General features: G+C 72.8%; 14 protein-coding genes. 12 read left to right on the top strand and 2 right to left on the bottom strand.

The features are described 5' to 3' along the window. Positions 1–4: 4 nt before the first annotated feature. Both GXW83_RS23370 and GXW83_RS23365 read right to left on the bottom strand, forming a co-directional pair. Entirely contained in the window at positions 5–2,284 is a 2,280-nt protein-coding gene (locus tag GXW83_RS23370; protein ID WP_182445015.1) for a hypothetical protein, read from the bottom strand. A gap of 257 nt (positions 2,285–2,541) precedes the next feature. Beyond that, complete coding sequence (locus GXW83_RS23365) at positions 2,542–4,044, bottom strand: bifunctional phosphatase PAP2/diacylglycerol kinase family protein (protein WP_182445014.1); 1,503 nt, start codon at positions 4,042–4,044, stop codon at positions 2,542–2,544. Positions 4,045–4,169: 125 nt separating this feature from the next. Between GXW83_RS23365 and GXW83_RS23360 the strand changes: the two genes are divergently transcribed. The 12 genes from GXW83_RS23360 to GXW83_RS23305 all read left to right on the top strand — a co-directional run bounded on the left by GXW83_RS23360 (position 4,170) and on the right by GXW83_RS23305 (position 13,191). Further along, on the top strand, positions 4,170–5,015 hold the full coding sequence (locus GXW83_RS23360) for a DUF1206 domain-containing protein (protein WP_370466754.1): 846 nt from the start codon (positions 4,170–4,172) through the stop codon (positions 5,013–5,015). Positions 5,016–5,248: 233 nt separating this feature from the next. Further along, entirely contained in the window at positions 5,249–5,455 is a 207-nt protein-coding gene (locus tag GXW83_RS23355) for a hypothetical protein (protein WP_182445013.1), read from the top strand. Between the two features lie 215 nt (positions 5,456–5,670). Beyond that, on the top strand, positions 5,671–6,477 hold the full coding sequence (locus GXW83_RS23350) for an AfsR/SARP family transcriptional regulator (protein ID WP_182445012.1): 807 nt from the start codon (positions 5,671–5,673) through the stop codon (positions 6,475–6,477). 180 nt (positions 6,478–6,657) lie between these two features. Then, positions 6,658–7,416, top strand: coding sequence for a thioesterase II family protein (locus GXW83_RS23345; RefSeq protein WP_182445011.1), 759 nt, complete (start codon positions 6,658–6,660; stop codon positions 7,414–7,416). A 128-nt stretch (positions 7,417–7,544) separates the two neighbouring features. Next, positions 7,545–7,805 (top strand): acyl carrier protein, encoded by a 261-nt coding sequence (locus GXW83_RS23340; protein ID WP_182445010.1) that lies wholly within the window; start codon positions 7,545–7,547, stop codon positions 7,803–7,805. A 79-nt stretch (positions 7,806–7,884) separates the two neighbouring features. After that, positions 7,885–8,268: a SchA/CurD-like domain-containing protein gene (locus GXW83_RS23335; protein ID WP_182445009.1), complete on the top strand. Its 384-nt coding sequence runs from the start codon at positions 7,885–7,887 to the stop codon at positions 8,266–8,268. Positions 8,269–8,304: 36 nt separating this feature from the next. Beyond that, positions 8,305–8,760, top strand: a complete 456-nt coding sequence (locus tag GXW83_RS23330) for a DUF1772 domain-containing protein (RefSeq protein WP_182445008.1) — start codon at positions 8,305–8,307, stop codon at positions 8,758–8,760. 452 nt (positions 8,761–9,212) lie between these two features. After that, positions 9,213–9,644, top strand: coding sequence for a cupin domain-containing protein (locus tag GXW83_RS23325; RefSeq protein WP_182445007.1), 432 nt, complete (start codon positions 9,213–9,215; stop codon positions 9,642–9,644). Next, on the top strand, positions 9,641–10,918 hold the full coding sequence (locus GXW83_RS23320) for a beta-ketoacyl synthase (protein WP_182445006.1): 1,278 nt from the start codon (positions 9,641–9,643) through the stop codon (positions 10,916–10,918). Before GXW83_RS23325 ends, GXW83_RS23320 begins: the two co-directional genes overlap by 4 nt. 2 nt (positions 10,919–10,920) lie before the next feature. Continuing rightward, positions 10,921–12,180: a ketosynthase chain-length factor gene (locus tag GXW83_RS23315; RefSeq protein ID WP_182445005.1), complete on the top strand. Its 1,260-nt coding sequence runs from the start codon at positions 10,921–10,923 to the stop codon at positions 12,178–12,180. 54 nt (positions 12,181–12,234) lie between these two features. Then, a complete protein-coding gene (locus tag GXW83_RS23310) occupies positions 12,235–12,702 on the top strand; it encodes an SRPBCC family protein (RefSeq protein WP_182445004.1) in 468 nt (155 codons plus the stop codon). 27 nt (positions 12,703–12,729) lie between these two features. Next, positions 12,730–13,191 (top strand): anthrone oxygenase family protein, encoded by a 462-nt coding sequence (locus tag GXW83_RS23305; protein WP_182445003.1) that lies wholly within the window; start codon positions 12,730–12,732, stop codon positions 13,189–13,191. Positions 13,192–13,219 lie beyond the last annotated feature (28 nt).

Below are 13,219 nucleotides of genomic sequence, written 5' to 3'. Positions count from 1 at the left end.
CCGCCTATCGTGAGGTGGCCGGCTCGGTCTTCGCGGGGCCGGCCGGACTGACACTGGCTCCTTGGCCCACCGCCAGGTTCTCGACGGTGCTGGAGCCGCCCTGCTGGATGATCCCGTGGTTGAGGATCGTCTGCTGCTGCTGCTGGAAGTCGGTGGTGTCCACGCCGTGCGCGTCCAGGAAGTCCTGGAGCGCGGCCAGGGTGTGCCGGGTGAGCGCGTTCAGCACCCGCTTCCCGTCGTGCGGCTGGTAGTAGTTGGCGTAGGTCGGCTGGGTCACCCGCTCCCTGATGCTCAGCCGGGCGCCGTAGTCGAAGCCGCCGTCGTGCTCGATCGCCTGCCAGTCCCGCAGCATCCGCCGGTTCCGACGCTTTTCGAACCCCGCGTGGTCCACGGCGCCGAAGGGCGCCCCGAACAGCAGCGAACGGGTCCTCGGCAGGGCGGAGAGCATCACCGCCGTGCGCCGCCCGGCGGTGAGCGCGGCGGGCAGCAGGTCGACCGCGTGGTAGCTGCCGCGCACGCTTCCCAGCGTGTGCAGGTTGCACTGCACATGCACCGTCCGGCCGGTGAGGTCGACGTTCAGCAGCATGGACGGCACCACGTCCCCGCCCCACATCGGCAGGCACCCGGTCAGCCAGTGGCGCGCGGTACCGCTCGGGCTCAGGGCGATCTGCCGCAGCTGCTCCGGCTCCAACAAGGTCACCGGCACGCCGCGTTCGGGCAGGAAGCGCGGATCGCGGCCGACAGTGGCGCCGTGCACGAAGACCCGGTCCTGCACCAGCAGGCCCGCCAGCCGGTCGTGGTCCCGGTCGGGCTGCCGCTGCGACAACTCCGACCAGCACAGCCGGAGTTGCTCGACCAGCTCCCAGGCGTCGAACTCGGTCACCGGCGCACCGCCGCCGTCGGCGCCCCCGAGCGGGTGCGACGCGGGAAGGATGGGTATGGACAGCGACCAGCCGTCCTCGGGCGCGGCGAAGCCCGTGAACGGCGACCAGCCGCTGTAGAGGGTCACATTGCCCTGCTGCGCTTCGGCCAGCGCCTCCAGCCGGTCCTCGATCCAGGGGGCGGCGGGCGCGGGTTCGGGGGCCTGATCCGGACGGAAGACCGGCCGCCGCAGGGTGGTGCGCAGCAGCTCGTCGGTGGCGAGTGCGTCCCGCGCCACCAGGGTGAAGGCGGCGAGCAGCCCGAAGCCGAGCGCGAACAGCGCCGGCACGCCGTACAGGTAGCCGCCCAGCAGCCACTGGAGGAGCCCCGGCAGGTGCAGTGAGGAGATCCCGATGCCCAGGGCCAGGCAGAGCAGCAGCAGGAGCAGGCCGGTGAGGGTGAGCCGCAGGCCCGAGCGGCGGACGTTGATCCCCCCGCGCCCGCGATCGGCGGTCCGGTGCGCGCCGCCGAAGGCGGCATCGGTCACGCAGCCGCTGAGGGCGGACAGCACCAGCCCGGCCACCAGCAGCCACCCGGGGGCGACCAGCGCCATGCCCGCGAACACGGCGGACAGCCGCAGGTCGCGCCGGTAGCGCAGCTCCTGGGCGGTCAGGCAGTGCCGGGCCACCGGCAGCAGATCGAGCCCGGGGGAGGGGGCGACCGCGCCGAAGGTGTCGGCCAGCACCTTCTCGACCACCGTGCGGGCGAACGACCGGTCGGTGTACGCGGCCGCGCAGAGGTAGCGGGTGGTGTCGCCGGGCACCTGTCCGAGCGGGGCCGGGGACGCGTCTGTCACGGTGTCGATGCCACTTCTCCGTTCCTGCGGAAAGCCCTGCGGAAGGCCCTGCGGGGCCGGTGCCCGGCCCCGGTCGGCGGCGGCGGTGGCCGGGGCGGCCGGGTCGCCCAAGGCGTCCCCGGTGTGCAGCAGCCCGGTCACCGCGCCCATCAGCGCGCCGAACACGGCCGAGGTCGGCACGAAGGAGACGAACAGCTGCCCGTGCGGCTCCCCGACGCTGTGCCCGAAGCCGATCAGCACGGCCCAGCCCAGCAGTCCGGACAGGGCGCCGATCAGGGCCCCGGCGCCGATCGCGGCGGTCCAGCGGACCCGGCCCGCCTCCGCCCGCGTCATCAGCCCCGGCAGCAGCGCCAGTGCGCCGATCAGCAGCGTGGCGACCGAGGCCACCATGCTCCACTGCGCCGCGTCGCCGACGCCGGCGATCTCCGCGGACGACGCCTTCCACTCCGGCGCGGACACCACCTGCTGCATCCAGGAGACCAGGTAGTCCTGCGAGGCCGACGCCACCAGCGGCCGCTGCACCCAGGGACTGCCCACCACCAGCACGCCGGCACACACCGCGGCCACGCGTAAACGGGCCAACCCGACCACCCCCGTGGTAGTTCACCCTGCCCCGGTCCAAGCGGGGCCCGGGCGTTTCACTCTACCGCCGGTGCTGGCCCGGGCATGCCCGATGTGCGAAGGTCGTACCCGCCCGGGGGGACGCCCGGCCGGGGACCGGAACGGGTCCTGCGCCGTGCACGTCAGCGTCCGCAGCCCGCTCGTGGTTGCCCAGGGGAGGGAAACCGCAGCAGGCCGCCCGTGAGGACGGCGCCGGTGAGCAGTCAGCCCTGGTTCTGCGGCGGGAGGTAGAGGGTGAGGGCGCGGGGTGCCTTGTCGAGGATCAGGGTCCGGGCGGCGGGGCGTATCTCTCCGTCGTGGGCGTAGTGCTGCGTGTCGTGGAGGACGTCGATACGCAGCTGGGAGACGGCCGCGGCCTGGTAGACGCGCGACCGGGCCAGCGTGCCGGTCATGAAAGCCGCCACCAGCCGGGTGCGGGCAAACGGATGACCACCGTCCACGGCGCGGATGTCGAGGGCTCCATCGCCCAGGTCGCGCCTGAAGCTGGGGGCGAAGCCGGGCGGGTCGTAGCGCCCGTTGCCCGCGAACAGCAGCCACAGGCTGCGCTCCTGGCCGTCGACGACGGCGCGGGTCGGCTTGCCCTGGGCCAGCACCCTGGCCAGTCCGACCCCCAGCGCAGGCCACTTGCCCAGGTACTTCTGCAAGGACTCACGAGCGCGCACCAGTTCGGGATAGACCCCGATACTGAAGGTGTTCAGGAAGTACGCCGCATCCGGTTCGCCTTCTGCTCCGGCGTTCCGAGGGCCTTTGGACGTGACGCGTCCGAGGTCGACCGATCCGCCGTGCCCCTCCCGCACGGCGGCGACCGCGTCCTGCGGGGTGAAGATGCCCATATCGGCGGCGAAGTGGTTCAGGGTTCCGCCGGGAAAGACCGCGAGCGGGAGCCGGTGCCTGACGGCGATCGTAGCGGCGGCGCCCACAGTGCCGTCCCCGCCTGCCACGCCCAATGCACCGGCGCCTTCCGCTGCCTGCACGTCAGCAGCGGCCTGTTCCAGGAGGGCGACCAGGTCCTGGCCCTCCTCGCGCACGCGCACGTCCGCCTCGGGCAGGTGGGCGAGCAGTTCCGCCGTCACACTGTCGGCGCTGCCCGAGGACCTGTTGACCACGACCACCAGGCCCCGTCCTTCAGGCAGAGCCGGCAGCCGGACCCGCGCCGGGGCTGCCTGCGCCGGCTCGTCGTCGCGCAGCGGCCACCACCGGAGCGTCAGCGCCGCCACACCGGCGCCCAGCGCGGCCCCGGCCACCACGTCGCCCGGATAGTGGGCCCCGGTGTAGACACGGGATCCCGCGACCGCCAGGGCCAGGGGAATGGCGACGGCACCGAGCCAGGGTGACTCCAGGGTGACGGCTGTGGCGAATGCGGCAGCGGAGGCCGAATGGCCGGAGGGGAACGACGTGGTGATCGGTGAGCGGAGCAGGCGTCGCGCGGTCGGGACACTGGTGGTGACGGGCCGTCGACGGCCGACGAGTTGTTTGGCGACCACGTTGGCCGCGGTGGACGCCAGCGCCAGGGATCCGACGCCGCGCATGGCGGCCCGGCGGGCGCTGCGGTTCCTCGACAGCGCGAGGACGGACGCCCCGGCCAGCCACAGCACACCGTGGTTGGCCGCGCGTCCCAGCCGGGGCAGGACGGGGTCCAGGCCGGGTGGATGCGCGGCGGCCACACGGTCGAAGAGGCGCACGTCGAGGTTCTGCAGTCGTCCCATGTCCGCCGGATACCCCGAGTCGAAGCGAAAACACGGTCCTGGCGCGGAGGGTGCACGGGCGGTACTCGGGCAGGCGAAGGGCCAGTGGTGCGCTCAGCGCACCTGTGTCATGAGGGAGAGTCACCGTGGCGTCATCACATGTGCACAGAAGAGACAGCAGGGCCCGCGCCGGTTCTTCGTCGTTCCGCCGCCCCGGCGAGAAGAGTGCGCTGCGCGCCGCCGGCCGTGCGGGCTTCGCAGCGCGAGGCGTGGTCTACGTCCTGATCGGATTCCTGGCTCTGGAGATCGCCTTCGGCAGCGGCGGAGCGGAGGCGGACCGCCAGGGGGCGTTGCACCAGGTGGCCGCCCAGCCCTTCGGCCTGGCGATGCTGTGGATCCTGGTGGTCGGATTCGCCTGCATGACCCTGTGGCGCGCCTCCCTGGCGGTCATGGGGGAGGCCGGCCGGAAGAAGACCGGCAGCCGGGTGCTGAGTGCCGGACGCGCGGTTTTCTACGCCTCGGTGTGCTGGGGGACGGCAACCTACGCGGCTGGCAGCGGAAGCCAGTCGGGCGGCGATGCCAAATCCCAGGACTGGACCGCCTCTGCGCTCAAACTCCCGGGCGGGCAGGTCCTGGTGGCGATCGCCGGTGTCGTCCTGATAGGAGTCGGCACAGGCATCGCGGTCAACGCGGTCCGGCGCACGTTCCTCAAGAAGCTGGACACCGCCGCAATGAGCGCACGCACCCGCAAGGTGGTGACCACACTCGGCCTGGGCGGCAACGCGGCACGGGGCAGCGTCTTCACCGGTGCCGGGGTCTTCATCGTGATCGCCGCCATCGACTTCGATCCGCACCAGGCCAAGGGGATGGACGCCACCCTGCGATCGTTCGCCCATACCCCGGTCGGCCCCTGGCTGCTGGTCCTCGTCGCTGTCGGCCTGGTCTGGTTCGGGGCCTTCTCGTTCGCCTCCGCCCGCTGGCGCAAGCTCTGACCCCGGGTCGTCTTTCCGACGAACCGGGCGGTTTTCGGACGTTGTGAGCGCAGCCCTGTCCCTGCGCGTACCGGCGTGATCACATGGGCGGAACCGACAACCTTGGAGTGTCCATGCCCATGATGCCCCGCGCCCTGTCCGTCCTTGCCGCCGCAGCGCTGTCCGCGGGGGGTGTGCTCGCCGTCGGGAGTCCTGCTCAGGCGGACACTCCGCGGACGTCGTGTACGAGCGGCATGGGCAATGCGTTCTACAGCGAGATCTGGTTCTCGGGCTGCGGGACGCTGGTGCCCGCGCAGGACGGCTTCTACCCGTTCACGGTGGGCAACCTGTTCATCACCGACCAGAGCCACTACTACAACGACCAGGCTTCGTGCATGGTGTTGACCGCCGACGGGGCGGGCAAATATTTCGGCCAGGACTGCAGCTGGCTGGTCAACTGAGCTGAGGCCGCCGACCCGGCCCGCCCCCGCGGTCTGCGCGCCGGGGGAGGCCGGGGGCGGTGAGCCGGTGCCGGAGGTCGTGAGGAACTCACTGTTCGCGGGGCCCGGGCTCGTGGAACGCTCGGTCCAGGCCTCGCTTCAGGACGTGCTTCCCGCTTTCGAGCAGCCTGTCGTGAGTGCGCCGGTGCAGCTCCCGACGGGAAGGACGGCATCACGTGGAGATCAATGTACTGGGCCCGCTGACCGCATCCGAGGCAGGCGTCTCCATCGTCCCGAGCGCGACCAAGCCCCGCCAGATCCTGGCGCTGCTCGCGCTGAACGCCAATCAGGCCCTGACCGTCTCCGGGCTGATGGACGAACTCTGGGGGCCGGTGCTGCCCCGCAGCGCACCGGCGACGCTGCAGACCTACATCCTGCAACTGCGCCGCAAGCTGGACGGGGCGCTCGGCGCCTCGGTGCGCGGTGCGAAGGACGTACTGGTGACCCGCAACTGCGGCTATCTGCTGGCGGTCGACCCGACCGTCGTCGACGCCTGGGAGTTCGAGCGGCTCACCGCCGAGGGCCATGCCGCGTACGCGGCGGGCGACCCGCAGGCCGCGTCCCGGCTGCTGTCCGAGGCGTTGGCGCTGTGGCGCGGCCCGGCCCTGGTCGACCTCCAGCAGGGCCGACTGCTGGAGATGGAGGTGACCCGGCTCCAGGAGAGCTGGATCGCGGCGCTGGAGTGCCGCCTGGACGCGGACCTGAGGCTGCGCCGCCACCATGAGGTGCTCGGCGAGCTGGCCGGTCTGACCGTCCAGTACCCGCTGCGGGAGAAGCTGCACGCCCAGTTCATGCTGGCGCTCTACCGCTGCGGCCGGTCGGCCCGGGCGCTGGAGGCGTTCCGGCGGCTGCGGGCCGGATTCATCGACGAGCTGGGCCTGGAGCCCTCGGTGCGGATGCAGCAGCTGCACCGGGCCATCCTCAGCGCGGACCCGTCGCTGAACCGGGCGGACCTGATGGCGGGCGCGCGCGGACCTGCCTGAGGGCACGGCGCCGAGTCGGCCTCGAGGTCGCATTGAGCAGCCTTCCAGACCTGTTGTGGACGATCGTCGTATCCGCGAGAGCGGAGGACCGTCCACCAGGCGGCTGCCGGGCCCCTCGGGCCCGGTCGCCGTCCGTCCCGAGGAGGCGCTCATGACCGGTGTGCACACGGGATCGCCGGAGTGAGCGCGACGAGCGGATACCTGGCCGTCCAGCCGCGCCCGGCGGCGTCGCTCCGGCTGTTCTGCTTCCACCACGCCGGCGCCGGGGCCTCCTGCTACGCCCGGTGGGGCCAGCGGCTGGGGCTGGACGTCAGTGTCGTCCCGGTCCGCCTGCCCGGCCGCGAGGTCCGGCTGCGGGAGCCCCGGCACACCAGCGGCGAGCGGCTGCTGCGCGATCTGGAGCAGCACCTCGGCCCGCTGCTGGACGAGCCGTACGCGTTCTACGGCCACAGCCTCGGCGCGCTGGTGGCGTACTCCTTCGCGCTGCGGCACGCCGGGAACGGCGGCAGGGCGCCGGAGCTGGTCGCGGTCGGCGCCTGCTCCGCCCCGCACCTGGGGATGCCGCTGCTGGAGGACTCCGAGATGTCCGACGCCGAGCTGCTCGCGGTGCTGCACGAGACCGGCGGCATCGCGGAGCAGATGCTGCAGCGTCCGGCCTGGCTGCAGCTGACGATCGACATCATGCGCGACGACCTGCTGCTGGCCCGGAGCCTGCGGGCGGCGGCCGGGGAGCAACTGCCGTGCCCGCTGCTGGCGGTGGCCGGCCGGGACGACCTGCTGGTCTCGCCGGACGCGGTGCGGGCCTGGAACTCCTACACCCGTGCGGGATTCCGGATGCGGACGCTCGACGGCGACCACCTCTTCGTCCGCCAGACGGCGGTGACGGAGCTGCTCGGCGCCGCGCTGGTCGAGGAACTGCCGCTGGCCCCCGCACCCTGACGCCCGACTGCCCTGCCCGAGATGCCCCGCCCCCGATGCCCCGCGCCGGTCGTACGGCGCGGAACGGCGCACCGCCGGTCCGCCGTGACGTTGTTCTGCTGATCACCAGGAAGGACACACAGCACACCATGAGCGAATTCACGTTGCTGGAGCTGACCGCGAGACTGCGCGAGTGTGCCGGGGACGCCGAGGAGGGGGTGGACCTGGACGGGGACGTCCTGGACACCCCGTTCATCGAACTCGGCTATGACTCCCTGGCGTTGCTCCAGGTGACCGGAGTGATCAAGCGGGAGCTCGGCATCGAGCTGTCCGACGACGCCGTGGTCGAGGCGGAGACCCCCCGGCTGCTGCTCGACATGATCAACGCGAGTTCCACCCTGGCCGCCTGAGCCAGGCCCGATCCCCGGTATCCCTGATCCGTCCGGTGCCGCCGGCGATGGCGGCACCGGCCACCCCTGGAGGACTCCCATGCCGTACGCAGCGATCACCTATCGGGTCAAGCCCGGCCACGAGGAGGAAATCGCCCAGATCTTCGGCGGTTTCCAGCGCGTCGACACCCCGGCGCTGCCCGGCGCCGACGGCGAGCAGGCCGGACGCCTGCTCGGGACCGGCGTGTTCATCAAGGACGACATCCTGGTCCGCGTCATCCACTACGAGGGCGAATTCGCCGCCGTGGGCCGCCACATGGCCGCCCAGAAGGGGGTGCACCTGCTGGAGGAGAAGCTCGCGCCCTACCTCGCCGAGCAGCGGGACACCTCCAGCCCGCAGGGCTTCGCCGCCTACTTCCGCGACGCCACCATGCGGTCCATCGCCCAGCTCAGCGTGGAGACCCACCCGGCGGCGCAGGGCTGAGCCCGGGGCCCGGGCGGACGACAGGAGGGAGCCGCCGTGATCGACGTACTGACCGTCGCCGCCTCGCTCGGCAGCGGGATCACCGCCGGAGTGCTGTTCGCCGTCGCGCTGAGCGTGCTGCCCGCGCTCTTTGCGATGCCGACCGGGACGTACATCTACGCGCACAAGCTGCTGGGCCGGAACTGGGATCCGGTGATGCCCGTGATCGTGCTGAGCACCACGGCGCTGGACCTGGCGCTGGCCTTCACCCACCCCGGAGCCGGGGCGCGGTGGCTCTACGCGGGGGCCGCCGTGGTGATGCTGTCGGTGTCCGCGGTGTCGCACCTGTGCAACGTGCCCATCAACCGGCGGGTCAAGGCGGTGGACGACCCCGGGCGGATCCCCGCCGACTGGGAGGATCCGCGGCCGCTGTGGCGCCGCTGGCACCTGCTGCGCACCGGCCTGTCCGTGGCGGCCCTGCTGCTGTGCAGCACCGCCGCGGCCCTGCACTGAACGGCCCTGCACTGACGGGCTCCGCACTGAACGGCCCCGCACAGCAAGGGGCCCACCGGGGCCCGGTACCGGCGCCGCGCTGACGGGTGGTCACGTCGGCGCGGCGCCGACGCGCTCCCGGCGGGCGGGCCGGTCCGGATCCGGGGGACAGATCCGGTCACGCGGCCCGCCCGCGGCAGGCGCCCGCCGGGGGTGCGGGCGAGGGAGCGGCTCGCTCCCGGGAACCATCCTCACCCCGCCGCTAGCAGGCGACTCGAACCCGGCTGGGGCCGGTCCGCTCCACCTGCGGATGAAGGCCGATTCGAGCCTGTCTTGAGAGCCATCGGGGACCGTTCCGGACGTTGCTTGAGTCCGGTCGATGCGGACCCGGACATCATGCCCGATCCCGGCCGGACCCGCGGCACCGCGTTCCGGGTCCGCGTCGACACTGGCCTGCCCGAGGGAAGGATCCGATGACCGGCAAGAAGGCTCTCAGGGTTTCGGCGGACGAAGTACGCCCCAACCGCAGGCGCGGAGGTGACATCCGGGTCACCCTCAGTCCGGCCACGGCCGGCTCCACCTCCGGCTTCGGCGGAGTGCTCTACCTGGACCGCGCGGAACATGTGACGGAGCACTACCACCCCTACTCCGAGGAGTTCATCCACGTGGTGGCGGGTGAGCTGGAGATGACCCTGGACGGGGACGAGACGGTCAAGCTGGGCCCCGGCGACTCGCTGCTGGTGCCGATCGGGGTACGCCACCGGCTGGTGAACGTGGGTGACGTGCAGGCGTACTGCGCCTTCCACCTCTCGCCGCTGGCGCCCCGCCCCGAGCTGGGGCACGTCGACACCGAGGAGCCGCTGATCCCCGGAGGGCCCAACCCGCACGTGGGCGGTGCCCCGTGAGCCGCCGTGCCGTGATCACCGGGATCGGTGCGGTGGCGCCCGGCGGCGTGGGCCGGGAGGCGATGTGGGACCTGCTCTCCAACGGCCGCACCGCGACCCGGCGGATCACCCTCTTCGACCCGGCCCCGTTCCGCTCCCAGGTGGCGGCCGAGGTGGACTTCGACCCGCTCGCAGCAGGTCTGACCACCCGTCAGGTGCGGCGGATGGACCGGGCCGCGCAGTTCGCGGTGGTCTCCGCCCGGGAGGCCGTGGCCGACAGCGGGATCGGCCTGGCCGACACCCCGCCCGAGCGGGTCGCGGTCTCCATCGGCAGCGCCGTCGGCTGCACCATGGGCCTCGAGCAGGAGTACGTGGTCCTCAGCGACGGCGGCAAGGACTGGCTGGTCGACCACAGCTACGGGGTGCCGCACCTGTACGGCTACATGGTGCCGAGCACGCTCGCGGTCGAGGTCGCCCAGGACGTCGGCGCCGAAGGCCCGGTGGCCCTGATCTCCACCGGCTGCACCTCGGGCCTGGACGCCATCGGCCACGCGGTGCAGCTGATCGAGGAGGGCAGCGCGGACCTGGTGCTGGCCGGCGCCACCGACGCCCCGCTGTCCCCGATCACCGCGGCCTGCTTCGACGCCATCCGGGCCACCACCCCCAACCGCACCGACCCCGAGCACGCCTCGCGGCCCTTCGACCGCGACCGCGACGGCTTCGTCCTCGGCGAGGGTGCCGCGGTGCTGGTGCTGGAGGAGAAGGAGGCGGCGGAGCGGCGCGGCGCGCGGATCTACGCGGAGATCGTCGGCTTCGCGGGGCGCAGCAACGCCTTCCACATGACCGGGCTCAAGCCCGAGGGCAAGGAGATGGCCGAGGCGATCCGGGTGGCCCTGGACCAGGCCCGGCTGGACCCGACCGCGGTCGGCTACATCAACGCCCACGGCTCGGGCACCAAGCAGAACGACCGGCACGAGACCGCCGCCTTCAAGCGCAGCCTGGGCGACCACGCCTACCAGGTGCCGGTCAGCTCGATCAAGTCGATGGTCGGCCACTCGCTGGGGGCGATCGGGTCGATCGAGGTGGCGACCTGCGCCCTCGCGCTCGACCGCCAGGTGGTCCCGCCGACCGCGAACCTGCACACCGCGGACCCGGAGTGCGACCTGGACTACGTGCCCGTCACCGCCAGGGACCACCGGATGGACGTGGTCCTGAGCGTCGGCAGCGGGTTCGGCGGGTTCCAGAGCGCGATGCTGCTGGCCCGCCCCGGCGTCGTCCCGTACGAGAGGAGCTGACCATGGGAAGCCCGCCGAAAGGCCGCCCGCGCGGTCCGCTGATCACCGGACTCGGGGTGGTCGCGCCCACCGGCATCGGAGCCGAGGAGCACTGGGCCGCCGTGCTCGCCGGCAAGTCCGGGATCGGCCGGATCAGCCACTTCGACGCCTCCGGCTACCCGGTCCGGCTGGCGGGGGAGGTCCCGGGCTTCGTCGGCCGGGAGCGGGTGCCCAGCCGGCTGGTCTCGCAGACCGACCGCTGGACGCACCTGGCCCTGGCGGCCACCGAGGCCGCCCTGGCCGACGCCGCGGTCGACCCCCGCGAGCTGCCCGAGTACGAGATGGCTGTGGTGACCTCCTCCTCCTCGGGCGGGACGGAGTTCGGCCAGCACGAGATGGAGAACCTCTACCAGCACGCGCCGTCCTGGGTGGGGGCCTACCAGTCCATCGCCTGGTTCTACGCCGCGACCACCGGGCAGGTCTCGATCCGGCACGGGATGCGCGGCCCCTGCGGCGTGGTCTGCTCGGAGCAGGCGGGCGGGCTGGACGCCGTCGGCCAGAGCCGGCGGCTGCTGCGGCGCGGCGCCCGGCTGGCGGTCACCGGCGGCACCGACGCCTCGCTTTGCCCGTACGGCTTCACCGCCCAGCTCAGCACCGGGAAGCTGTCCACGGTGGCCGACCCGTCCCGCGCCTACCTGCCGTTCGACGCCGACGCCTCGGGATACCTGCCGGGCGAGGGCGGCGCGATCCTGATCCTGGAGAGCGCGGACTCCGCCGAGCAGCGCGGCGCGGGGGCCGGCTACGCCCGGGTCCTGGGCTACGCGGCGGGGTTCGACCCGCTGCCCGGCTCCTCGCGGCCCCCGGCGCTGCGCCGGACCGTGGAACTGGCCCTGGCCGACGCCGGCCTGGCGCCGGAGGACGTCGACGTGGTCTTCGCCGACGCGTCCGGCGTGCCGGAGGAGGACGCCGCGGAGGCGGACGCGATCCGCCGGGTCTTCGGCGCCGGGAAGGTGCCGGTGACCGCGCCCAAGACGCTGACCGGCCGCCTCTACGGCGGCGGCGCCGCCCTGGACGTGGCGACCGCGGCGCTGGCCCTGCGCGACGGGATCGTCCCGCACACCGTCGGACCGGTCTCCCCGGTCCCCGGCTACGGCCTGGACCTGGTGCTCGGCGAGCCCAGGTCGGCGCGGCTGCGCACCGCCCTGGTGCTGGCCCGGGGCCGCGGCGGCTTCAACGCGGCGCTGCTGCTCGGCAGCACCGCTTCGTCCCACCAGACCGTTTGAGCACACCGTTCGAGCTGACCGTTCGACTGGCGCGAGGAGAGGGAGGGCTTGGCGATGGCCGGGCACACAGACAACGAGATCGTGATCGAGGCACCCCTGGACTTCGTCTGGTCGACGACCAACGACCTCGAGTCCTGGCCGCAGCTGTTCAGCGAGTACGCCGCGGTGGAGGTGCTGGAGCGGAGCGGCCCCACCGTGCGGTTCCGGCTCACCATGCACCCGGACGAGCAGGGCCAGGTGTGGAGCTGGGTGTCCGAGCGCACCCCCGACCCGCAGACGCACACGGTGCGGGCGCACCGGGTGGAGACCGGGCCGTTCGAGTTCATGGACATCTTCTGGGAGTACACCGAGGTCCCCGGGGGCGTCCGGATGCGCTGGGTGCAGGACTTCCACATGAAGCCCCAGGCGCCGGTCGACGACGACGGGATGACCGCGCACCTCAACCGCAACACGGTGATCCAGATGGAGCTGATCAAGAAGAAGGTCGAGGCGGCCGCCCGCTCCCAGGCCGCCCGCGGCTGAACCGGACCGCATCCAGGGAGGATTCCGGTGCTCACTCTGCTCACCCCGCTGGTGCTGCTGCTCAACGGGCTCGCCGCCGGTGTCCAACTCGGCACCCTGCTCGGCGGGTGGCCGCTGCTGGCCGCCCTGCCGGCGGACCGCTACGTGCACGCGCACGCCTTCTTCGCCACCCGCTACGACCCGACGATGCCGCTGTGCCTGCTCGGCACCGTGCTCGGGGACGGGGCGCTGGCCGCCACCACCCGGGACGGCTGGGCCTCGGCCCTGTTCGCCGCGGCGGCGCTGCTGGCGCTGGCCACGGTCGTCATCTCGCTCACCCAGAACGTGCCGGTCAACAAGTGGGTCCAGACCCTCGACCCGGACGACCTGCCGTCGGACTTCGCCGCCCAGGACCGCCGGCTGCACTGGGGCCGGTGGAACCACCGGCGCAGCGTGCTCACCATCGTCGCCCTGCTCGCCAACTGCGCGGCGCTCGCCGTGCTGCTCTGAGCGGCAGGGGCACCACAGCGTTTCCGCA

Source organism: Streptacidiphilus sp. PB12-B1b, assembly GCF_014084125.1.
GTDB lineage: Bacteria > Actinomycetota > Actinomycetes > Streptomycetales > Streptomycetaceae > Streptacidiphilus.
This window is presented reverse-complemented; position numbering and strand designations above follow the sequence as displayed.